The sequence below is a fragment of the Nocardia miyunensis NBRC 108239 genome (assembly GCF_001613065.1).
Taxonomy (GTDB): Bacteria; Actinomycetota; Actinomycetes; order Mycobacteriales; family Mycobacteriaceae; genus Nocardia; species Nocardia miyunensis.
Window position 1 is genome coordinate 1 of sequence record NZ_BDBQ01000080.1, and the last position, 22,649, is coordinate 22,649.

The window sequence follows — 22,649 nt, forward strand, 5'->3', positions numbered from 1 at the left end:
TACCGAGGGCCGCCTCGGTGGTCAGGCGGACGTGAAGGGTGTGTCGGGGACCTGGAAGGGTCTGACCGAGTCGGTGAACGTCATGGCCGACAACCTCACCGCTCAGGTGCGGTCCATCGCCGAGGTGACCACCGCGGTCGCCCGCGGTGATTTGTCGCAGAAGATCCGGGTGGATGCGCGGGGTGAGATTCTCGAGTTGAAGGACACCATCAATACGATGGTCGACACGTTGTCCTCCTTCGCGGACGAGGTCACCCGCGTGGCCCGCGACGTCGGCACCCAGGGACGGCTGGGTGGTCAGGCGGATGTGAAGGGTGTGTCGGGGACCTGGAAGGGTCTGACCGAGTCGGTGAACGTCATGGCCGACAATCTGACCGATCAGGTGCGGTCCATCGCCCAGGTCGCGACCGCGGTCGCCCGCGGTGATCTGTCGCAGAAGATCACCGTGGAGGCCAAGGGCGAGGTCGCCGCCCTGGCACAGACCATCAATACGATGGTCGACACGCTGTCCGCCTTCGCCGACGAGGTCACCCGCGTCGCGCGCGAGGTGGGCACCGAGGGCATCCTCGGCGGGCAGGCGCGGGTGCCGAATGTGGCCGGCACCTGGAAGAACCTGACCGACAACGTGAATTCGATGGCGGGCAACCTGACCAGTCAGGTGCGCTCGATCGCGCAGGTCACCACGGCGGTGGCGCGCGGTGAGCTCTCCCAGAAGATCGACGTCGACGCGCGCGGGGAGATCCTCGAACTCAAGACGACGATCAACACGATGGTCGACACCCTGTCCTCCTTCGCCGCCGAGGTGACGCGCGTGGCGCGCGAGGTCGGCAAGGAGGGCCAGCTGGGCGGTCAGGCCGAGGTCGAGGGCGTGTCGGGAACCTGGAAGCGGTTGACCGAGAACGTGAACGAACTCGCGGGAAACCTGACCCGCCAGGTCCGCGCGATCGCCGAGGTGACCGGTGCGGTGGCCACCGGGGATCTGACCCGGTCGATCTCGGTCGAGGCCAAGGGCGAGGTCGCCGAACTCAAGAACAACATCAACGCGATGGTGCAATCCCTGCGCGAGACCACTCGCGCCAATGAGGAGCAAGCCTGGTTCAACACGAATATGGCCCGGATTTCCGGCCGCCTGCAGGGCCATCGCGACCTGTCGGCCGTCGCTCAGCTGATTATGAATCAGGTAACCCCACTGGTCGGCGCGCAGTACGGCGCGTTCTTCTCCATGGAGTCGGAGCCGGAGCGCTCGATGCTCCGCCTGATTGCCGGATACGGGCGCATCGCGGACGGCACGATCTTCGATCTCGGACAATCACTGGTCGGGCAGGTAGCCCTGTCCAAGCAGACGATATTGATCGAGCGCACGCCCCCGGACTACCTGCAGATATCGTCCGGACTGGGTGCTGGACATCCGGCCAGTCTGATCGTGCTGCCGATCGTTTTCGAGGATCAGGTGCTCGGGGTCATCGAACTGGCCGCGTTCACCCGGTTCACCGTGGTACAGCGCGATTTCCTCGAACAGCTCATGGAAGCCATCGGGGTGAACCTGAATACGATCATGGCCAATGCCCGCACCGACGCCCTGCTCGGGGAGTCCCAGCGGCTGGCCGGGCAGTTGCAGCAGTCCAATGCCGATCTCGAGGAGAAGGCGGAACTGCTGGTCCGCCAGAACCGCGATATCGAGATGAAGAACTTCGAGATCGAGCAGGCGCGCCAAGAGATCGAGGAGCGTGCCCAGCAGATCGCCCTCGCCTCGAAGTACAAGTCCGAATTCCTGGCGAATATGTCGCATGAGCTGCGCACACCGCTGACCAGCCTGTTGATCCTCGCCGGGGTGCTCGCGCAGAACGCCTCGCGGAATCTGACCGACAAGCAGGTGGAATTCGCCAAGGTGATCCAGTCCGCGGGTAAGGATCTGCAACAGCTGATCGACGACATCCTCGACCTGTCGAAGGTCGAGGCCGGGAAGATGGACATCCGCACCGAGCCGGTCGCGCTGCCCCAGCTGCTGGACTACGTGCAGACCACATTCCGCCCGCTCACCACCCAGAAGGGGCTGCGCTTCGAGATCGAGGTCGCGCCCGACGCGCCGCCGCAGCTGGACACCGATGAGCTGCGCCTGCGCCAGGTACTGCGGAATCTGCTGTCCAACGCGGTCAAATTCACCGAGGCGGGTACGGTCCGGCTCCGGGTGTGCCGCACCGGTGATGACGTCGCATTCTCGGTGAGCGACACCGGAATCGGTATCGCCGAGCAGAATCTGGAGACGATCTTCGCGGCGTTCCAGCAGGCGGACGGCACCACCAGCCGCCGCTACGGCGGCACCGGACTGGGATTGTCGATCAGCAGGCAGGTGGCGAATCTGCTGGGCGGGCAGATCAGCGCGGAGAGCCGGATCGGGGTGGGCAGTACGTTCACGCTGACGCTGCCGCTGACGCCGCAACCGGAGATCGTCGCCGAATCCAGAACCCGGCCCGAATCGTCGGCTCGCACAGTGCTCGTCCTGGAGGATCAAGCCGATCGCCCGCTGACGCGCCTGGTGTCCGCGGTGGTCGCCCAGCTGGCCGACAGCGACGGCCCGGTCCGGCTCGAGTCGGTCGGCACCTGTGAGCAGGCGCTCGCCGCGGCCGAGGCCTGCCAGTGCGTGCTGGTGGACGTGAACCTGCCGGGTGCGGCCAGCACGGATTTCCTGGGCGGCCTGCGTTCCGCGATGACGGCGAAAGGCGCTGCGGTCCTTGCCTATCCGATCGGCGAGCTGGATGCGGAGCGGTCCCGGATGCTGGAGGCGAGCGTGCGGACGCATCAGGTGGAACTGGTCGGCACGGCCGACGAATTCCGGGAGCGTTTCATTCTGCTGCTCGCCCACCCGCATTCGGCCGAACTCGAACAGCCGGGCAGTCCCAGGCGGATTTCGGGGCTGCACGGTCGCAGGGTGCTGCTCGTGGACGATGACCCCCGCAACGTCCTGGCCCTCGCGGGCATGCTGGAGCTGAACGGGATGAGCGTGAATCACGCGCCCAACGGCCGCAAGGGAATCGAGGCGTTGCAGGCGCATCCGGACGTCGATGTGATCCTGATGGATGTGATGATGCCGGAGATGGACGGCTACGCCACGACCGCCGCGATCCGCCGGATGCCGAAATTCGACCGGTTGCCGATCATCATGGTCACCGCCAAGGCGATGGCAGGCGACCGCGACAAGAGCCTGGCCTCCGGGGCGAGCGACTACATCACCAAACCGGTGGACGCGGACGATCTGCTGGCCCGCATCGGCCGCTGGCTGAACGTCCCGACCGACGAGTAACGGTGCGGCTCAATCGGTTTCGGTCACGAAGTCGATGAGCCGCTCCACCGCGCCCAGCAGCGGGGCCTCCAGATCACGGAAGGAGTCCACCGCGTCGTAGACCCGCCGCCAGCCCTCCTGCGGTGTGCCCCAGCCCAGTCGGCGGCATACGCCGGTCTTCCAGTCCTCGCCGCGCGGCACCCGCGGCCACCGCTCGATGCCCAGCGCCTGCGGTCGCACGGCCTGCCAGACATCGATATAGGGGTGGCCGGTGACCAGCACGTGCGGGCCCAGCCCGGTCGTGAGCGTGGTCTCCTTGGATCCGGCGACCAGGTGGTCGACCAGGACGCCGACCCGATGCCGCGGACCGGGCTCGAATTCGGTCAGCCGCGCGGCCAGATTGTCCAGGCCCTCGAGATGTTCCACGACCACGCCCTCCACCCGCAGGTCGTGTCCCCAGACCCGTTCCACCAGCGCCGCGTCGTGCACGCCCTCGACCCAGATGCGGCTGCCGCGCGCGACGCGGGCGCGCAGTCCCTCGACCCGGGTGGATCCCGATGCCGAGCGGGTGGGCCGCTGTGGCGCGGCGGCCTTGGGACGTACCAGGGTGACCGGTTTCCCATCGATGAGAAACGCCGCCTCCCGTAACGCGAACAGGCGCACCAGCCCGTGCCGGTCCTCGAGTTTGACGAACTCCCCGTCGTAGGTGCGCTCGAAACCCACGACGGCGCCGCAGAATCCGGTGGCGGCGTCCTCGGCGACCAGATCGCGTTCGGCGCTGACCTCGGGCACCGCGCGCTTGCGGGTGCGGGAATGGCCGGAGTAGATGTCGCCGTACTCGTTCACCCGCTCGAAAATACAGTCTCGGCAACGTTTTGCGCGTCCTTGCCCGGTTCGGAACGTTCCGGACGGTTACTGTTGATGACGTGGCCGCTATCGTGTGGCTGGTCGCGGGCATCGCGCTCGCCGCCGCCGAAATGCTCACCGGTGACTTCACGCTGCTCATGCTCGGCGGCGCCGCACTGGTGACCGCCGGTGTGGCCGGGATCGCGGACACCGCGGTGGTCACCGACGCCATCGTCTTCGGGGTCAGCGCGCTTGCGCTGCTGTTCCTGGTGCGTCCGATCATGTTGCGGCGCTTCTCCGTTCCGCCGCCGACGCCGACCAATGTGCACGCCCTGCCGGGCAAGACGGCCAAGGTGCTCGAGACCGTCAACGACGAAACGGGCCGGGTCAAGATCGATGGCGAGGTGTGGAGCGCCAGACCCCTGGACCCGTCCGAAGAATATGCCGAAGGGGAAACCGTGTACGTGATGAAGATCGACGGTGCGCACGCCGTCGTGTGGAAGGGGCCGTAAATGGTTGCACTGATCGTCGCCGTCGTCCTGGTCCTGCTGGTCGCGGTGGTGGTGTTCAAATCGATCGCCCTGGTGCCGCAGGCCGAGGCCGCGGTGATCGAGCGGTTGGGCCGGTATTCGCGCACCGTCTCGGGTCAGCTGACGTTCCTGGTCCCGTTCGCCGACCGGATCCGCGCGAAGGTGGATCTGCGTGAGCGGGTGGTGTCCTTCCCGCCGCAGCCGGTGATCACCCAGGACAACCTGACCGTGCAGATCGATTCGGTGGTGTACTTCCAGGTCACCAGCCCGCAGGCCGCGGTCTACGAGATCAGCAACTACATCGCCGCGGTCGAGCAGCTGACCATCACCACCCTGCGCAACGTGGTCGGCGGTATGACCCTAGAGGAGACGCTGACCTCCCGCGACCAGATCAACTCGCAGCTGCGCGGCGTCCTGGACGAGGCCACCGGCCGCTGGGGACTGCGGGTATCGCGGGTCGAGCTCAAGGCCATCGATCCGCCGCCGTCGATCCAGGAGTCGATGGAGAAGCAGATGAAGGCCGATCGCGAGAAGCGCGCGATGATCCTGACCGCGGAAGGTAACCGGGAGGCGCAGATCCGCACGGCCGAGGGCGCCAAGCAGGCGCAGATCCTCTCGGCCGAGGGTTCCAAGCAGTCCGCGATCCTGTCCGCGGAAGGTGAACGGCAGAGCCGGATCCTGCGCGCTCAGGGTGAACGCGCCGCGGCCTACCTGCAGGCTCAAGGTCAGGCCAAGGCCATCGAAAAGGTCTTCGCCGCAATCAAATCCGGCAAGCCGACCCCGGAACTGCTTGCCTACCAGTACATGCAGACGCTGCCGGAGGTCGCCAAGGGCGACGCCAACAAGGTGTGGATGGTGCCCAGCGACTTCGGCAAGGCGCTGGAGGGTTTCGCACGCAACTTCGGCACTCAGGGCGAGGACGGTGTCTTCCGTTACGAGCCGAGCACCGAGGGCGCGGAAGCCACTGGGAGCGAGGACGATTCGGACGAGGTCGCCGACTGGTTCGACGTCAAGACCGACCCGGCCGCCGAACGTGCGGTGCGTGCGGCGGAGGCCGCCGCGGCCGCGCCGGTGGAGGCGCCCACGATCGGCCAGCGCAGTACTCCCGCACAGGGCGCGATCAGCGAGCAGCCGCATCCGGCGCAGTTCCAGCCGCAGCCGCCATCGCAGTACCAGTCGCCGCCGCCGTCGCAGTATCAGCAGCAGCCGCGTCCGGGCCAGGGCGAGACGCAGGGCTGGCGCCCGCCGGAACCGCCCGCGCGGTAACGCCTCGTCCCGGTCCGTCGATACTCGAATAACGGACCGGGACAGGGCGGTTCGCGTACTGCCAGGAAAGCGGTATCAGGGGGATGATCGCACGACGAGCGATTCTGCAGGGCGGGCTCGTCCTGCCGCTGGCCGCCGCGTGCGCGCCGGAGGTGCTGGGCGGGGATTCCGGTGCGGTGCGAATCGCGGTGTCCTGGAGCGGAAACGAGCTCTCGGCCTTTCGCGCGGTGCTGGCCGGACTGGCCTCGGCGGGCACGTTCATCGGCCGGGTGGAGGTGGTACCGCTCGGCGATGACATCAATACCGCGTTGAGTGCGGGCGGGCGCGATGCGCCGGACATCGTCATGCTGCCCGACCCGGGCTCGATCCAGACCGCGGCCCGCACGGGATTGCGGCCACTGTCGGAACTGCGGGCCGAGGCGATCTGGAAGCCGGACGGTCAGCAGGCTTATTCCCAGTCCTGGTACGAGCTGCTGTGGCACGCCGATTGCGGTCGGGCCCCGCGGCTGTACGGCGTCCCGTTCAAGGCGGCCAACATGTCGCTGGTGTGGTTCGATCGCTCGGCCTTTCCGGGATACGACCCCCGGACCTGCTCCTGGAACGGGATCGACGGGCCCGAGCGCTGGTCGCTGACGGATTGGGCCGCCTATATCGAACAGTTCGCGCGCAGCGGCCGCCATCTGTTCGCGCTCGGGGCGGCGGACGGCTGGGTACTGGCCTACCACTTCGCGAATGTGCTGCGCGCGGTCGCCCCGAGGTCCTACGTGGCGCTGTCCGAACCGGACGCGGAGGCGGGCAACTGCTGGCCGCCGAAAAAACCCGGGCTGCCGTCGGCGAACTGGGATCACCACCACGTGCGGGCCGCGCTCACGATGCTCGGCAAGATCTGGTGTGTGCCGGGGGCGTTCGCGGGCGGCGTCGCCGAGCCGCTGCGGCGGCAGTTTCCCGACGCGATTCGCGATGTCTTCCAGCATCGGCACGCGGCCATGGTCGTGGCCCCGGATTATGCGGAACCCATTGTGCGGGACAGTCTGCGGCGGACGGGGCGGCCCGAGTGCAGTGTGGGAGTGATCGGGTTTCCGGGATATCAGGGGTGGGCCGACGGCCCGCCGAATATCGGTGGCGGCGATGTCATGGTCATCACCGCGGACGCGTCGCCCCGGGCTGAGGATCTGGTCGCGGCGCTCGCGGCGGCGAAGGCCTCCCAACCGTGGATCGACCGCTACGGCGGCTTCGTGCCGCCGAATGTGCGGACGGCCGACCCCGCGTCGTACACCGGTCTGTTCGATGGCGTCGCCGACCGGATGGGCAGGTGGGACGTGTTCGACTTCGCGGATCTGGTCGGACCGCGCGGGCGGCGAGATGGGTTGTGGCGCATACTGACCCGCTTTCTCATCGATGTCGGCGATCGGGGTGAGCGGGCGGTCGGCCCGGCGACCGAACGTGCCATCGCGGATCTCGAACGGACGTGGGAATGACCGTCGACCGGATCGAAGCCAATGGCCTGACGATGGAACTCGCGCCGCGCCGCCTGTCGGGGCGGCTGATCGGCGGATGGTATCTGCGCGGCGTCGTGGCCTTCGCTGTGCAGATACCGGCTCTGGCGCTGGGAGCGCTGGTACTGGTGCCCACCGGGTGGTCGGTGGCGGTCGTGGTGTTCTCGCCTCGGCACCGATTCGTCACCGTGTGCTGCGCCGCGGTGATCTGCGCGGTGTGGACCTGGCGCAGGCTGTGGAGTTCGCCCAGGCCCAGGGTTCCGCGCTGGCCCGAGTTGTGCGTGTGGCTGGCGTGGCTCGTCGGCGTCGCGTGGGCGGGTGTCGCTTTCGGGGCGCGCGGGAATTGGGGCTGGTCCCAGGTGGCCGGTGCGGGTGCGGTTCTGCTCGCGGTCTGGTGGTGGCTCGGGCGGCGGTGGCCGGGGCGCTGGTATTGCGCGGCGCTGCTGCCCGCCGCGGTGGCGAGTGCGGGCATGATCGCCGCGATCACGGCCACCGCGGGGAGCGAAGCGTATTGGATGACGCTCGTGTGGGTGGCCGCCACCTTCGGACTGCTCGTATTCACGGTCTGGATGGCCTGGCTGCTGCGACGCACCTGGTGGCCGTGGTGGCCGCTGATCGTGCCGTTCGGCGTCTCGGCGTTCGTGGCGGGCCTGGCCTGGCGGCTGATCTTCGAGCCGATCGTGGATCCGGTCACGGATGTGCGGTTCCAGGCGTTGCTGTACGCGTTGATGCTGGGCGCGGCGTTCGCCTGGATCTGGTTCGGCGCGCTGTTCGTCCTGTTGCGGGCCGCGGCCGCCAGCATCGAGTCCGATCCGGTCCGCCGCGCGTATCTGGAGCGCGAGACCGGGCTGCGCCGCTACTGGCGCCTGGTGGTGATGCTGAATCCGGTCATCATGATCGTGGGGCTGGTCGTCACCGTGGCCGCGGCGCGCGTGTTCGACATCATTCTCGTGGGCGTGCCCGGCCCGCTGCAGTACACGTTGGACAGCGTGACCGTGCACTGGTGGCATCTGCCGTCCGACACCGCGGCCGATCATGTCGCCGCAGCGGCGTTCTCGCTGCCGTTGGCACTGGTGGTCGGTGTCGTCGCGTGGTTTCTGCAGGTCGGTATCCGACGGCATCACGCGCGGTGGCCCGCACCGGGCGTGGCCACGGTGCCGGTTCGGCTGCGCCTTCCCGTTTCGGACGCGACCGGGGACCGGCCGGAACTGGCCAGGCACGAGGCGTGGATCCTGGCGCGCGTGCGGCCGGTGATACGCGGGATCGGGACGGGCTGGGTCACGGTGCGGTCCGCGATCGGTGGGAGAGTCGCTCGGCTCGCTGGTGCGAAAGGCTTTGTGAATCAGAAGGATTCGCGGTTCGATTCGCGCCCGGCCGAACGTCGGCTGGTGGCGGTGGTACGCGCGGGCCGCCTGTGCTTTCGAATCGGCGCCCTGCCGTTGGCGGCCCTGGCTCCGCTGGTGGTGTTGTTCGTGATGACGTGGGCGGGATTCGACGGACCCGCGCTGATCGGGCCGACGTCGATCTGGAGCGACACCGAACTCTGGCGCGGTCTGATGGATACCGGGGTGGTCGCGGTGGTGGCCACCTTCCTGACCGTGAGCGCGGCACTGCCACCGGCCTACTACGCGGCGACGTTGCGCCCGGACAGAGTGCCCTCGCGCGTGCTGATGACGTTCCTGGTCGTCTTCGCGGTCCTGCCCGCGCAGGTCTACCTGGGGCCGATCCGGGCGATCATCGATCGATACGACCTGGCCGGGACGTCGATACCGTTGATCCTGACGCACGCGGCGATCGGGCTGCCGATCGCGATCATGATCCTGCGCGGCGCACTCCTGGCCCCGGCCGACGGCCCGCTGTCGGACACGCGCCGGGAACCGGCGAGCACCTCGATCATGGTGCGCAGCGTATTGCACAGTGCCGGACCGGCTCTCGTCGCGGTGGCGGTGCTGCAACTGGTGCAGGTGTGGAACGACTTCTTCATCGGATTGCAGGTGCGCGGCGCGGACGCGAGTCCGTGGTCGCTGCTGCTGTGGAGCGACGCGCGGCAATTCCACGAGAGCACCGCGCATCTGGCCGCCGGGGCGCTGTTGTCCGCGGTGCCGCCGGTGGTGTTGCTGTTGGCGACCTGGCGGCGATTCCTGGTGCCGGGTCTGACCGGAGGAGCGCTGCGATGACCTCGGTGGAAGACTCCGCCGACTTCGGCCCGGATGAATTCGCGGTCGAATCGCCGGTGCAGATCGTCGCGAAATCCTCGCTGTGGCAGGGATTCCTGCGGACCGCCTCGGTATTGAGCACATCGTTGCTGCTGGAATTGTTCAGCAAACTCTTGGAGAACAGAGTCGGGCAGAGTCCGACGCTGGCGTCGGCGTCGTCCTGGCTCAGCCGGATCGCCATTCTCGTGGTCCTCATCGCGGCGGCATACCTGATTCTGCGCAGACTGGCCACGATGCGGGACCGGCTGCGCGTGCGGCGGGAGACGCGCCTCACCGCCGATCTGATCTCGCCGGGCCCGGCGGTGAAATCGTCGGTGCCGCAACCGGACCGAGTGGCGGCGCTGACCACTCGCCGGGAATATCCGAATCCGTCGGATTGCCGGCAGTTGTGGACGGGCAAGGTGGTGCGGGTTCTCGACGCGCTGCCCTTCGAACAGTACGAGGCTGCCGCACTGTACGACCTGGTCTCGGCCGTCCTGACGGCCCGGCGGCGGCTACCGCTGGACGAGGCGCCGCAACCGATCTCCGCGAGAGCGGAGATCGACCGAATGACGCGGGCAGGGGTGCTGGACAGGGGCGTCGGCGGTCGGATCGTGGTGTGGCGCGGGGTCGTGCCGCGGGCGCTGGTGTTGTGGGTGCTGGTGCAGCGGATGCTGATTCAGCAGAACGTCCGGCAACTCGGGCCGGTGCGGTTGGTGGTCATGTGGCGTGTGCTGCCCGACGGAATATGCCGCCCGATCGACGACGAGCCCGAATGGGACGCTGGGCTGCCCGCACTGGTGCGGCACCACGCGGATCTGGCGACCCGGTGGGCGGCCGCACTGGATACCCGCAGATTGAGCGCGGGTGCGCAACGCTGGTTCGGTCAGGAGGCCGAACATCTGGTCGGGTTGATCAGGGTATGCGGCGGAATGCGCAAGCAAGCTGTGCGCGATGCGGCCGTCCCGGATCTACTGCGCATCGCGGACGGCCTGGATCGCTGGTATGCCCGCAACGGCTGGAGCGCGGCGAAAAATGGCCTGGCCGAGCAGGTTTCGAAATTCCTCACGGCTCAGGAGCAGCCGGTGGAATACGAATTGACGCGGATCCGGCTGGCCGATGCCGACAGGAGACTCGATGCCGATGGGAGAACCGGGGCGGACAGTGAACCGGATCCGGCGATCGAATCGTCGGTGTCGTGGTTGCATCGGTACAAGGCTCCGCTGACGGCCCGGCGCGATGAGCGCGAGGCGTGGAAACTGCTGGCCCGGCAGACGAGCCCGGAGAAGGTGAAGGAGGCGGGCAAACTGCTCGAGCGGGCGTGGCGGCGACTGCCCGCCCGCGACGCCGCCGGTTCGGTCAGCCTGCTGATCGACCTGGCGATCGTGCGGTTGCACGAGGGCAGGCTCGAGGCCGCGCGGAACTGCCTCGCGGTGGCGCAGACGCTGGCCGGTGACGATCGCGACCCGGCCGGGCTGGCGCACGTCTACGAAACCCTGGGCGTGCTGCGGTGGATCCGCGGCGAACCGCGCCGGGCGCTGCACGACTGGCAACGGGCGTTGACCCGTTTCCGGGATCTGAATCACGATCTGGGCACGTCCCGGTGTCTGCAGCACCTGGGATCGGCGATCGCGGAGTTCCCCGAGTACGGCGGGTTACTGGTGAGCGGGGAGCCGTGGCGGGGCGAGGTGCTGCGGCAGGCCGGTGGCTGGCTGGCCCAGGCGGTGAGCATGCGCGAGGCAATCGGCCCCGATGCGGATTCCGGCCGTGGACCTGCGGAATTGCCTGCGAACAAGGCGCTGGCGCGGGTGCGGGAACAGCTGACGCAGGATCCGGGCTTGTTCGACCCCCGGCTGGGGCCGCCCACCGGCCTGCTGCTCGAATGCGTCGACAGCTGGCCGCTACCCGCCCCCGAGGACGCCGGATCGCTATCTCGCGAGTCCTGAGGAAGAAATTTCGGAGACTTGGATCACATTTTTGTTGTGATCTCGAACACGTAACGGTCCGTTAACCACATTTGTGTAATCCGTTATCTTTTCGATGTCAGCCGCCGGAAAGTCGTTCTAACCTCATGTATATGTTTACGGTATCGACTCGTTATCCGAGCGTGATCTGCCGCGAATTCTTCGTTACCGTCGTCGGCGGCTCGGAAATCGAGCTGGAACTCGAATCGTCGAACACCGGAAACCTCGTCCCGCGATTCGAGTTCGGACCCGACATTTCCGGGGACGAGGCCTGGCGCTGTACGAGCGCCGTGGCGGCTGGGCGCGGGCAGGGAAAACCATATGCTTCGCAACCGCAAGATCACCACGCTCGGACTTACCGCCGTCGCAGGCGCTCTCATTGCAGTTCCGTTCGGCATGAGCGCGACCGCTTCCGCGCAGGGCGCGCACAACTGGGACGCCGTCGCGCAGTGCGAGGCCAGCGGCAACTGGGCCGCCAACACCGGCAACGGCTTCTACGGCGGCCTGCAGTTCACTCAGAGTACTTGGAACTCCTATGGCGGCAGTGGCAACCCGGCCAACGCCAGCCGTGCCGAGCAGATCCGCGTCGCGGAGAACGTGCTCGCCGGCCAGGGCCCCGGCGCCTGGCCGGTGTGCGGCTCGCGCCTGTAAGCCGCGCGCTCGAACGAATTCGCTCCATCACGGCCCCGCCGTCCGGTATCTCCGGGCGACGGGGCCGTGATCGTCTCGTCCGACGGATGCTGCCGAGCGGCTCGCCCGCTCAGCAGTCGGCCGGGTCGATATCGCGCAGCGCGCGGGCGATCATGCGAATCGGCTCGGCGCAGGTGCCGTACCGGTGAGCCGGATCCTTCGCCAGACATTTGCGCAGAACCGAGCCGACCGCGGTCGGAAGCCACGGGCGGCGGCGGGAGATATCGGGCGGGTCGGTATGTATCTGCGCGTCGGCCAGCCGGAAAGGGCTCGTCAGCGGGAACGGCGGCTGCCCGGTGAGCAGTTCCGCGGCCGAGCACGCCAGCGCGTACTGGTCGGTCGCCGGGACCAGGGCTCGGCCGCACAGCAATTCCGGTGCGGCATAGGGGAGTGAGCCGACCACGAATCCTTCGGGCGTCAGCTGCGGACCGGATCCGTCGATCCTTCGGGCCGTGCCGAAATCGGATAACTTCACCCGCGCCATCGTGTCCGGATCGGGTGCGAACGCACCGCCCTCCGATAACGCTCTGGACTCGGACGCGGTCGCCGGTTCGATCCGGCTCAGCAACATGTTCGCGGGTTTGACGTCCAGGTGCAGCACCCCCTGCACGTGCGCGTAGTCCAGTGCGTGCGCGATGGCGGTGAGGATCGCCACCACCAGCGCCGGATCCGGGTCGTGGCGCGGCGCGGGTCCGTGCGCGGCGGCGCCATCGATGTATTCGTGTGAGGACCACAGGCGTCCGTCGTATTCGCCATGCGCGAACATCTGCACGATATTGGGGTGGTGCAGTTTCACCGCGACCTCGAATTCGTGCACGAATCGCGCTCGCGCCGGACTCGAACGGCTCGCGGCGGTATTCATGATCTTCAGCGCGACCGGTCCTTGGCCGTCGTCGGCCAGATACACCTCACTGCTGCCGCCGAGGCCCAGCGGCATTCGAATGACGAACTCCGCGAACCGGTCTCCTGCGCTGAACAACACGGGCACAGCTTAGAGCCGCCGGTGTCCGATTTCGCGGTGACGATCGCTCAGGGTTTGCGCCCCATTCCGGCCCATGCCCAGGCAGGACCCTCGTGCGGGTCGGTCTCGTCGGGGAGGTCCTCACCGAGCGCGGGCTGCCAGTTCTCCAGTGTCGTGACCCCCGGCGGCACGAGATCGGTTCCGGCGAAGAGCTTTTCGACCTCCGACCGGTTTCGCGCAACGAGGGTGAGCCCGCCCCGTCCGGCCGCCTGCACGGCGCGCGCCGCGCCGGTGTCGTTGAAGTCGCCGGTGAAATGACTGATGGCCAGGGAGCTACCCGCCGGGACGCCGTCCAACAGCCGGGCGACGATATCGTGCAGGCCGTCCTCGTCGTGGAAGTACATCAGCACCGCGATCAGCATGATCGCGATCGGGCGATCCGGATCCAGCGTGCTGGACAATCCCGGATCGCGCAGAATCGACTCCGGATCACGAAGATCGGCGTGGATGAACGCGGTCCGGCCCTCGGGCGAGCCCTTCATCAACGCCCGCGCGTGGGCCAGGACCATCGGATCCTTGTCCACGTAGACGATTCGCGCGGCGGGGTTCACCTCCTGAGCCACCTGGTGGGTGTTGCGCGCGGTGGGCAGTCCGGTGCCGATGTCGAGGAATTGGGTGATGCCCAGTTCGGTGATCGCGTAGCGCACGCTGCGCCCGAGGAACACCCGATTGGCGCGCGCCATACTGCGGACCCCGGGAATGTGCCCGGCGATCGCTTCGCCGAGGCTGCGGTCGGCGGGGTAGTTGTCCACGCCGCCGAGCCAGTAGTCGTAGACGCGCGCCTCGTGCGCGACGCTGGTGTCGATCGTGGTGGGTAGGCGGCCATCGGTCTCGCCGTCCGGCATGCTGTCCCTCTCCGGTGTCCTGTTCGCGACGCACGATTATGCCCGGTCAGCGGCCGGATGGGCCGGGTTTCGCGAAAGTCGGTTCCGCTGTCGCGCTCATATCGGGCACCTGCGTCCGGGACCGGCTTGCGAGGTTCCGGACGGGGCGAATTCGCGGGACGTCGTCCCTGGCGCCGAATGTGTCGAGGCCTCCGTTCGGTGTGCACGAGGGCCAGGGCGCGAACGGGCGGTTCAGGCGTCGGCAGGCTCGGCGGCCAGTGACTCTCCGGTGCCGGCGGGCTCGGCCGGATCGGCGAATTGGCTTGCGCCCCAACGGGCGTCGACGACGAGTCCGATGACGCCGATGGTGATGCAGACACCGGACAGCACCAGCAGCGCGGGGTCGGTGCGACCGGTCAGCGCGTCGCCCAGGACGACCACGCCCACCGTGCCCGGGAGAATGCCGATCACCGTGGCCAGCAGATAGGGCAGCATCCGCACCGAGGACAATCCGGCGCAGTAGTTGATCACCGAGAACGGCACCGGTGCGATCAACCGCAGCGAGCCGACGGCCAGCCAGCCGCGCCGGGCCAACCGGCGATCCACCGCGCGCACCGCGGGATGGTTCAGGCGCGCCGCCACCTGGTCACGATCCAGCGCGCGCACCAGCAGCAGCGCGAGGATGGCGCTGATGGTCGTCGCCCCGGCAGCGACCCCGACGCCGAGTACCGGCCCGAACAGCAGTCCCGCGCTGAGGGTGAACACGGTGCGGGGGAACGGCGCGACCGTCACGATCGCGTGCACGAGGAAGAACACGACCGGGAACAGCGGACCGACCGAATGCGCCCAGTCACGGATCTGCTGCGGCGCGGGATGCGGCGTGAGAAATGCCACCGCGACCAGTACACCGCAGAGCACCAGCAGCGCGATGACGCGCGGATTGCGGAGTCTGCTCAGCACCGGGACAGCGTATCGACCGGGCCGACACGGTCATCGAAGGGCCGGTCGAACGCCGAGCGAACGTCTCCGCGGCGGCGAGTACGCGAATGCCGCGCGGAACCGGGCGGACGGCTGCGAACGAGGCACACAGCGGTGTGCGAAGGTGGTGCGAAGAGTTGGTCGCCGATCCCGGTGTCCGGTAGAGCTAGATGTATCGGACTCGAGTGGAAGAGGTACAGCAGCGATGCCGATTGGTTCGGATCCCGGCGCGGAACCGGTTCCCGGTTACGCCGCGTGGCGCAAGGGTGTGGCCGGGGTGCTGGCCAAGTCGCGCAAGGTGGAAGCCGCCGAGCTCGGCGACGAGCCGGAGCGCCTGCTGGACGTGTCCACCTACGACGGACTGACGATCGCCCCGCTCTACACCCGCCGCGACGAACTGCCCGAGCCGCCGCTGCCCGGTGAATTCCCCTTCCTGCGCGGCAACGACCCGACCCGCGACGTGCATCGCGGCTGGTACGTGACCGCCCGTTTCGACGGTTCGGACGCCGCTGCGGTCAACGAGGAGATCCTGGCAGCGCTGGAGAACGGCGTCGGCTCGGTGTGGCTGGGTGTCGGTGAACGCGGTGTTCCGGTCGCCGACCTGCCGCGGGCGCTGCGCGGTCTGCTGTTCGAGCTCGCCCCGCTGGCACTGGACGCGGGGTCCGAGGTGAGCGCCGCGGCCGCGCAGCTGTTCTCGATCCTCGACGGCTACGAGGCGGCCGAGCGCGCCGACATCCAGGTCTCGTTGGGTGTGAGCCCGCTGACCAGCCAGTTCAACGGCACCGACCACGCCGATCTGGAGACGGCGGTCGCGCTGGCCCAGCAGGCCGTCGCGCGGCCGGAGACGATCCGCGCGCTGACCGTGTGCGGTGTGGCCGTGCACAACGCGGGAGCCTCCGACGCGCAGGAACTCGGCGCGGCGGTGGCCGCGGGCCTGGAGTACCTGCGGGCGCTGACCGGCGCGGGTGTGCCGGTCGCCGATGCGCTGGGTCAGCTGGTGTTCCGCTTCGCCGCCACCGACGACCAGTTCGGCACGATCGCGAAGTTCCGTGCCGCGCGCCGGCTGTGGGCGCGCGTGGCCGGGCAACTCGGCGCCCCCGAGGCCGGTAACGCCCCGCAGTGGGCGGTCACCTCGGCCCCGATGATGACGCAGCGCGACCCGTGGGTGAACATGCTGCGCACCACCCTGGCGGCCTTCGGCGCCGGCGTCGGCGGTGCCGATCAGGTGACGGTGCTGCCCTTCGACTCCGCGCTCCCGGCCGGGGAACTCGAAGTGTCCCAGGCGTTCTCGCAGCGCATGGCCCGCAATACCCAGCTGCTGCTGCTGGAGGAATCGCATCTGGGACATGTGCAGGATCCCGGCGCGGGGTCGTGGTTCGTGGAGAGCCTGACCGACACGCTGGCCGCCAAGGGGTGGGAGTTCATGCAGGAGCTCGAGGCCGCGGGCGGATACCGGGCCGCGCTGGCCTCGGGCCTGCTGGCCGAGCGTGTCGCGCAGACGCGCGCGCAGCGCGATCGCGATGTGGCACACCGCAAGACGTCGGTGACCGGTGTCAACGAATTCCCGAATCTGGCCGAGCCGCCGCTGTCCGAGGCCGCCCGCGAACCCGCGGCCGTGGCCCGCTACGGCGCGGCGTTCGAGGCGCTGCGCAACCGCTCGGACGCGTACCTCGCCGCGCACGGCGAACGCCCGAAGGCCGTGCTGATTCCGCTCGGACCGGTGGCCGAACACAATGTCCGGGTCACCTTCACCGCCAACGTGCTCGCCTCGGGCGGTATCGAGACGAACAGTCCGGGCGCGCTGGAACTTGCCGAAATCGGCGCCACCGCAACCGAATCCGGCGCCAAGGTCGCGGTCCTGTGCGGTTCGGACGCGCGCTACGGCAACGAGGCGGAGGCGGCGGTGAAGCAGCTGCGCGAGGCCGGGGTGCCCACGGTGCTGCTGGCCGGTCCGGAGAAGGCCGTGGCCGAAGTGCCGCAGGAGCATCGCCCGGACGGATACCTCACCGCCCGGATGGATGCGGTCGAGGCACTGTCCGGCCTGCTGGAGAAGCTGGGAGCCTAGAGGATGAGTGAGAACAACGTGATCGGCAGTTTCGCCGAGGTGCCGCTGTCCGGCGGCGAGCCGGGCTCCGCGCACGTCGGCGAGGAGCAGGTGCGCGAGTTCGTGCGCGCGTCGGCCGAAGCCAACCGGTACACCCCGGAAGAGCTGGTGTGGTCCACCCCCGAGGGCATCGACGTGCCGCCGGTGTTCACCCGCGCGGACCGCGATCAGGTTGCCGCGCAAGGGTATCCGCTGGATAGCGTGCCCGGTGTCGCGCCGTTCGTGCGCGGTCCGTACCCGACGATGTACGTGAACCAGCCGTGGACCATCCGCCAGTACGCGGGCTTCTCCACCGCCGCGGATTCGAACGCCTTCTACCGCCGCAACCTGGCCGCGGGCCAGAAGGGCCTGTCGGTCGCCTTCGACCTGGCCACGCACCGCGGCTACGACTCGGATCACCCGCGCGTCACCGGTGACGTCGGTATGGCCGGTGTCGCCATCGATTCCATCCTGGATATGCGTGAGCTGTTCGACCGGATCCCGCTGGATCAGGTGTCGGTGTCGATGACCATGAACGGCGCGGTGCTGCCGATCCTGGCGCTGTACGTCGTGGCCGCCGAGGAGCAGGGCGTCAAGCCAGAACAGCTGGCCGGAACCATTCAGAACGACATTCTGAAGGAGTTCATGGTCCGCAACACCTACATCTATCCGCCCAAGCCCTCGATGCGGATCATCTCCGACATCTTCGCCTACACCAGCGCGAAGATGCCGAAGTTCAACTCCATCTCGATCTCCGGCTACCACATCCAGGAGGCCGGGGCCACCGCGGATCTGGAGCTGGCGTACACCCTCGCCGACGGCGTGGAGTACCTCGAGGCCGGTATCGAGGCGGGCATGGAGATCGACCAGTTCGCGCCGCGGCTGTCCTTCTTCTGGGCGATCGGGATGAACTTCTTCATGGAGGTCGCCAAACTCCGCGCGGGCCGGTTGTTGTGGAGCGAACTGGTCGCGCAGTTCGAGCCGAAGAACGCCAAATCCCTTTCGCTGCGGACACATTCGCAGACCTCGGGCTGGTCGCTGACCGCGCAGGACGTGTTCAACAACGTCGCGCGCACCTGTGTGGAGGCGATGGCCGCCACCCAGGGCCACACCCAGTCGCTGCACACCAACGCCCTGGACGAGGCCCTGGCGCTGCCGACCGACTTCTCCGCGCGCATCGCCCGCAACACCCAGCTGCTGATCCAGCAGGAGTCGGGCACCACGCGCCCGATCGACCCGTGGGGCGGCTCCTACTACGTGGAGTGGCTGACCCACCAGCTCGCCGAGCGGGCCCGCGCCCACATCGCCGAGGTGAAGGCGCATGGCGGTATGGCGCAGGCGATTTCGGAGGGCATTCCGAAGCTGCGCATCGAGGAAGCCGCCGCGCGCACGCAGGCGCGCATCGATACCGGCCAGCAGCCGGTGATCGGGGTCAACAAGTACCAGGTCACCGAGGACACCCCGATCGAGGTGCTCAAGGTCGAGAACTCCCGGGTGCGCACCGAGCAGAACGAGAAGCTGCGCCGCCTGCGCGCCGAACGCGATTCGGCGGAGGTCGAGCGCGTGCTGGCCGAATTGACCAGGGCCGCAGCATCTTCCGAGGGCGGGATGGACAACAACCTGCTGGCGCTGGCGATCGACGCGGCGCGCGCGAAGGCGACCGTCGGGGAGATCTCCGACGCGCTGGAGAAGGTGTACGGACGCCATCAGGCCGAGATCCGCACGCTCTCGGGCGTCTACCGCGAGGAGGCCGGGAAGGTGACCAATATCAGCCGGGCCATGGCGCTGGTCGAGGAGTTCGCCGCCGCCGAGGGCCGCCGCCCCCGCATCCTGGTCTGCAAGATGGGCCAGGACGGGCACGATCGCGGTCAGAAGGTGATCGCCACGGCCTTCGCCGATCTGGGCATGGATGTCGATGTGGGCCCGCTGTTCCAGACTCCCGAGGAGGTGGCGCGGCAGGCCGCGGACAACGACGTGCACGTCGTCGGCGTGTCCTCGCTGGCGGCCGGTCACCTCACCCTGGTGCCCGCGCTGCGGCAGGCGCTGGCCGATGTCGGTCGCCCCGACATCATGGTCGTGGTCGGCGGTGTCATCCCGCCGGGCGACTTCGACGAGCTGTATGCCGCCGGCGCGGCCGCGATCTTCGCGCCCGGCACGGTCATCGCCGACGCCGCGGCGGATCTGCTCCAGAAACTGGCCGCCGGACTCGGGCACGAGATCGGCTCCGGCGCGGGCGAATGAACGAGCAGGGCGCGAACAACGGTGGGCCCGAGTCCGTCTCGGCCACGGACCACCGTCGTTCGACCGGGTCCGCCGCCCCGCCGAACGGGGAGACGCCGGGCGAGCAGGCCCCCGGGGCCGGGAGCGCCGAATCGGCTGCCGCGCGACACCAGCGGCGGGAGGACTGGGTCCCCGCCGGACATCCGCGGCTGACCTCGACCTCGGGCGTCGGCAGTTCCGCCGGTGGAGCGGGCGCGGGTTCGGCTGCCGCGCAACGTCGCACGATCGATGTCGATCAGCTGGCCGAGGCGGTGCGCAAGCGGGAGCGCAGCGGTCTGGCCCGGGCGATCACCCTGGTCGAGTCGAGCCGCGCGGATCATCGCGAGCTGGCCCAGCAGCTGTTGTTGAAGGTCGGCTCCGAGGGCGCCGCTGGATCCAATCGCGTTGGCATCACCGGTGTTCCGGGCGTCGGCAAGTCGACCTTCATCGACGCGCTCGGCATGTATCTGATCGGGCAGGGGCATCGTGTCGCGGTGCTGGCGGTCGATCCGTCCTCCACCCGCACCGGTGGATCGATCCTCGGCGACAAGACCCGGATGGCGCGGCTGTCGACCGAACGCGACGCGTTCATCCGGCCCTCGCCCACCGCGGGCACCCTGGGCGGGGTGGCCAAGGCGACCCGGGAGACGATCGTCCTGCTCGAGGCCGCCGGCTACGACGTGGTGCTGGTGGAGACCGTCGGCGTGGGCCAGTCCGAGGTGACCGTCGCCAATATGGTCGACGTGTTCTGTTTCCTGACCCTGGCCCGTACCGGAGATCAGTTGCAGGGCATCAAGAAGGGCGTGCTGGAACTGGCCGATCTGGTCGCGGTCAACAAGGCCGATGGCCGCCATGAACTCGAGGCGAAATCCGCCGCTCGCGAACTACAGGGCGCGATGCGCTTGATCCATCCGCGCGACTCCCTCTGGCGCCCACCGGTTCTCACCATGAGCGGACTCAACGGCACCGGCCTGGACACGTTCTGGGATACCGTGCTGACGCATCGCCGGGTGCTCACCGAGGCGGGGGAGTTCGCCGAGAAACGCCGCCGCCAGCAGGTCGACTGGACCTGGACCATGGTCCACGATCAACTCCTGCGCCGCCTGGCCGACAGTCCCGAGGTGAGAGCCATCCGGACCGGCGTGGAGGATCGCGTCCGGGACGGTTCGCTGACTCCGGCGCTGGCCGCCGAGGAGATCCTGCGCGCGTTCGACGGCTGAAATCCGTTCAGCGCGAGGATCGTTCTCGCCGTCCATTCCGGACCGATTCTAGCGCTGCGCGAGCGGCTCCAACCCGAAAAGCTCGGCGGCATTTCCGTAGCACGCCCCGCGAAGCCAGTCCTCACCGAGTTCGAGACGGTCCAGGGCATAGAGCGCGTGAGCGTACGGGTACGGAATGTTCGGGAAATCGCTGCCGAACAGGATGCGATCGCCCAGCGCGAGCAGGCGGGTACGCTCGTTCTCGGGGAACGGGTCCCGCGAATCGAAGAAATCGGTGAAGTTCATCGTCGTATCGAGGTGGACCAGCGGATATCGCTCGGCGATATCGAGGAATTCGGTGTAGTCGGGCGCGCCCATGTGGGCAATGATCAAGCGCAGGCGCGGAAAGCGGTGCAGCAGTTCGGCAATCGGGCCTGGTCCGGTAAATCTGCCGGGGGCCGGACCGGATCCGCAGTGGATGACCACCGGAATACCTGCTTCGGACAGCACTTCCCATACCGGTGCGAGCAGCTGGTCGACAGGGGAGAAATCGCCGACCTGGATGTGCACCTTGAAGATTCGCGCGCCGGATTCGATCGCCGCGGCGACGTACCGGTCCGCATCCGGCTCCGGGAAGAAGGTCGCGGTGTGTAGGCAGTCCGGGGCACGGGCCGCGAATTCGGCCGACCACTCGTTGAGCCAGGCCGCCATCTGCGGCTTGTGCGGGTAGACCAGTGCGGTGAATGCGCGAACACCGAACTCGCGCAATGTCTTCAACCGGACCTGCTCCTCGTCGCGGTAGGCGATCGGCCACGGCCGCCCGGTCAGCGGCCCGGCCGAATCGAAGTACGCCCACACCTTGCGCATCACCGGCTCGGGCATGAAATGCGTATGCACATCGATGATTCCGGGCAGGCCGAGCCTGCGCGGGAATTCGTGGACATAGCTCCGGTCCTCGTCTGCGCTCATGCTGCGATCTTCTCGATTCCTCTATCAGCGGGCCGGATACACCGTGCGGGCGAAATCTCCCACCCGCTCGATCAGCCGGTCGAAGAAGACCGCCGGATCGGTGCCGATGACGATGTCCGCATTGGGTTCGCGCCCCCACATCCCGGCCCAGTCCGCGACGGTGGTGCCACGGGTGATCGTGCCGCCCAGTTCGACCTCGACCGTCGCCGCCCTGGTGCGGGCGAGGCCGGGGTCCAGTGCCACCGCGGCGGCGAAGGGATCGTGCATGTGCGCGAGATAGCCCTGGTCGCAGTGGCGATGGAATTCGAAATAGAAACGCACCGCGTCGTTCAGGAACCGCACGATGGGGTTGCTCGCCTTCGACCGCGTGCCGGGCGTATCGGTCTCGGAGACCTCGTGTGCCGGAAGGCTTTCCGCGCGCTCGGCCAGCCGGGCGAGGTGGTCCGGGAACATCTCGATGGCCTCGGTGATGTCCAGCCCGCAGACCAGCGGGCGCCGGTCGGCCGGTGCGGCGGCGAAGGCGGCGAAGACCTCCTGCCACGCCTCCGGGTCCACGTGCACATTCCACTCGTTGGTGGGCGTGGTGTTGCCCGGGTGGTTGAACGCCCCGCCCATCACCACCAGCCGGCCGAGCAGCCGTGGCAGCCGCGGCTCGATCCGCAGCGCGAGTGCGAGATTGGTGAGCGGCCCGGTGCACAGCCCGACGATCTCCCCGGGATGTTCGCGCACCAGATCCACCCACAGCTGGGCCGCGGACCGGGTCGAGATCCGCCGCGGCGGGAGCGGGAATTCGGCGTAGCCGATGCCCTGGGGTCCGTGCGTGTCCTCGGTGGTGCGCAACGGGATCGCCAGCGGGGTGTCCGCGCCGAGCGCCACTTCGATATCGGGCGCCCGGCACAGTTCCAGCAGGGCCAGATTGTTCGTCGCCACCTGAGGAGCGGGGACATTACCGGCGGTCGAGGCGATGCCGAGGAGTTCGGCCTCCGGGCTGGCCAGTATGTAGAGCAGTCCGAGGGAATCGTCGATGCCGGTGTCGACATCCATGATGA

16 protein-coding genes are annotated in these 22,649 nt (G+C 68.3%); 10 read left to right on the forward strand and 6 right to left on the reverse strand.

The window, feature by feature from the left end:
* On the forward strand, positions 1–3,301 hold a 3,301-nt coding region (locus tag NM2_RS32100; RefSeq protein WP_067676810.1), incomplete at its 5' end, for a HAMP domain-containing protein.
* A gap of 9 nt (positions 3,302–3,310) precedes the next feature.
* Here NM2_RS32100 and NM2_RS32105 read toward each other — a convergent pair.
* Positions 3,311–4,126: a DUF3097 domain-containing protein gene (locus NM2_RS32105; protein ID WP_067676812.1), complete on the reverse strand. Its 816-nt coding sequence runs from the start codon at positions 4,124–4,126 to the stop codon at positions 3,311–3,313.
* Between the two features lie 80 nt (positions 4,127–4,206).
* Between NM2_RS32105 and NM2_RS32110 the strand changes: the two genes are divergently transcribed.
* The 6 genes from NM2_RS32110 to NM2_RS32135 all read left to right on the forward strand — a co-directional run bounded on the left by NM2_RS32110 (position 4,207) and on the right by NM2_RS32135 (position 12,228).
* A complete protein-coding gene (locus tag NM2_RS32110) occupies positions 4,207–4,638 on the forward strand; it encodes an NfeD family protein (RefSeq protein ID WP_040824680.1) in 432 nt (143 codons plus the stop codon).
* A complete protein-coding gene (locus NM2_RS32115; protein WP_067676814.1) occupies positions 4,639–5,922 on the forward strand; it encodes an SPFH domain-containing protein in 1,284 nt (427 codons plus the stop codon).
* An 83-nt stretch (positions 5,923–6,005) separates the two neighbouring features.
* A complete protein-coding gene (locus tag NM2_RS32120) occupies positions 6,006–7,400 on the forward strand; it encodes an ABC transporter substrate-binding protein (RefSeq protein WP_067676816.1) in 1,395 nt (464 codons plus the stop codon).
* Complete coding sequence (locus NM2_RS32125) at positions 7,397–9,595, forward strand: hypothetical protein (protein WP_067676818.1); 2,199 nt, start codon at positions 7,397–7,399, stop codon at positions 9,593–9,595. Before NM2_RS32120 ends, NM2_RS32125 begins: the two co-directional genes overlap by 4 nt.
* Positions 9,592–11,559, forward strand: a complete 1,968-nt coding sequence (locus NM2_RS32130) for a tetratricopeptide repeat protein (protein ID WP_067676820.1) — start codon at positions 9,592–9,594, stop codon at positions 11,557–11,559. Before NM2_RS32125 ends, NM2_RS32130 begins: the two co-directional genes overlap by 4 nt.
* A 339-nt stretch (positions 11,560–11,898) precedes the next feature.
* On the forward strand, positions 11,899–12,228 hold the full coding sequence (locus NM2_RS32135; RefSeq protein ID WP_067676822.1) for a transglycosylase family protein: 330 nt from the start codon (positions 11,899–11,901) through the stop codon (positions 12,226–12,228).
* A gap of 109 nt (positions 12,229–12,337) precedes the next feature.
* Here the strand turns inward: NM2_RS32135 and NM2_RS32140 are convergent, their stop codons facing one another.
* From NM2_RS32140 to NM2_RS32150, 3 genes are all read right to left on the reverse strand, one after another.
* Complete coding sequence (locus tag NM2_RS32140) at positions 12,338–13,249, reverse strand: serine/threonine-protein kinase (RefSeq protein WP_157121441.1); 912 nt, start codon at positions 13,247–13,249, stop codon at positions 12,338–12,340.
* A gap of 47 nt (positions 13,250–13,296) precedes the next feature.
* Positions 13,297–14,133: an SAM-dependent methyltransferase gene (locus tag NM2_RS32145; RefSeq protein ID WP_067676823.1), complete on the reverse strand. Its 837-nt coding sequence runs from the start codon at positions 14,131–14,133 to the stop codon at positions 13,297–13,299.
* A 231-nt stretch (positions 14,134–14,364) separates the two neighbouring features.
* Positions 14,365–15,072, reverse strand: a complete 708-nt coding sequence (locus NM2_RS32150) for a TVP38/TMEM64 family protein (protein ID WP_067676825.1) — start codon at positions 15,070–15,072, stop codon at positions 14,365–14,367.
* 223 nt (positions 15,073–15,295) lie between these two features.
* On the opposite strand from NM2_RS32150, the gene NM2_RS32155 reads away from it, so the two are divergent.
* From NM2_RS32155 to meaB, 3 genes are all read left to right on the forward strand, one after another.
* A complete protein-coding gene (locus NM2_RS32155) occupies positions 15,296–17,155 on the forward strand; it encodes a methylmalonyl-CoA mutase family protein (protein ID WP_067676827.1) in 1,860 nt (619 codons plus the stop codon).
* 3 nt (positions 17,156–17,158) lie between these two features.
* Positions 17,159–19,414: a methylmalonyl-CoA mutase gene (gene scpA / locus NM2_RS32160; RefSeq protein ID WP_067676829.1), complete on the forward strand. Its 2,256-nt coding sequence runs from the start codon at positions 17,159–17,161 to the stop codon at positions 19,412–19,414.
* A 263-nt stretch (positions 19,415–19,677) separates the two neighbouring features.
* Positions 19,678–20,652, forward strand: a complete 975-nt coding sequence (gene meaB / locus NM2_RS32165; RefSeq protein ID WP_067676904.1) for a methylmalonyl Co-A mutase-associated GTPase MeaB — start codon at positions 19,678–19,680, stop codon at positions 20,650–20,652.
* A 48-nt stretch (positions 20,653–20,700) separates the two neighbouring features.
* Here the strand turns inward: meaB and NM2_RS32170 are convergent, their stop codons facing one another.
* Both NM2_RS32170 and NM2_RS32175 read right to left on the reverse strand, forming a co-directional pair.
* Positions 20,701–21,600 carry an amidohydrolase family protein gene (locus NM2_RS32170; protein ID WP_067676831.1) on the reverse strand — a complete coding sequence of 300 codons (900 nt, stop codon included), beginning with the start codon at positions 21,598–21,600 and terminating at the stop codon, positions 20,701–20,703.
* Between the two features lie 24 nt (positions 21,601–21,624).
* A complete protein-coding gene (locus NM2_RS32175) occupies positions 21,625–22,644 on the reverse strand; it encodes a nucleoside hydrolase (RefSeq protein WP_169816276.1) in 1,020 nt (339 codons plus the stop codon).
* Positions 22,645–22,649: the final 5 nt, after the last annotated feature.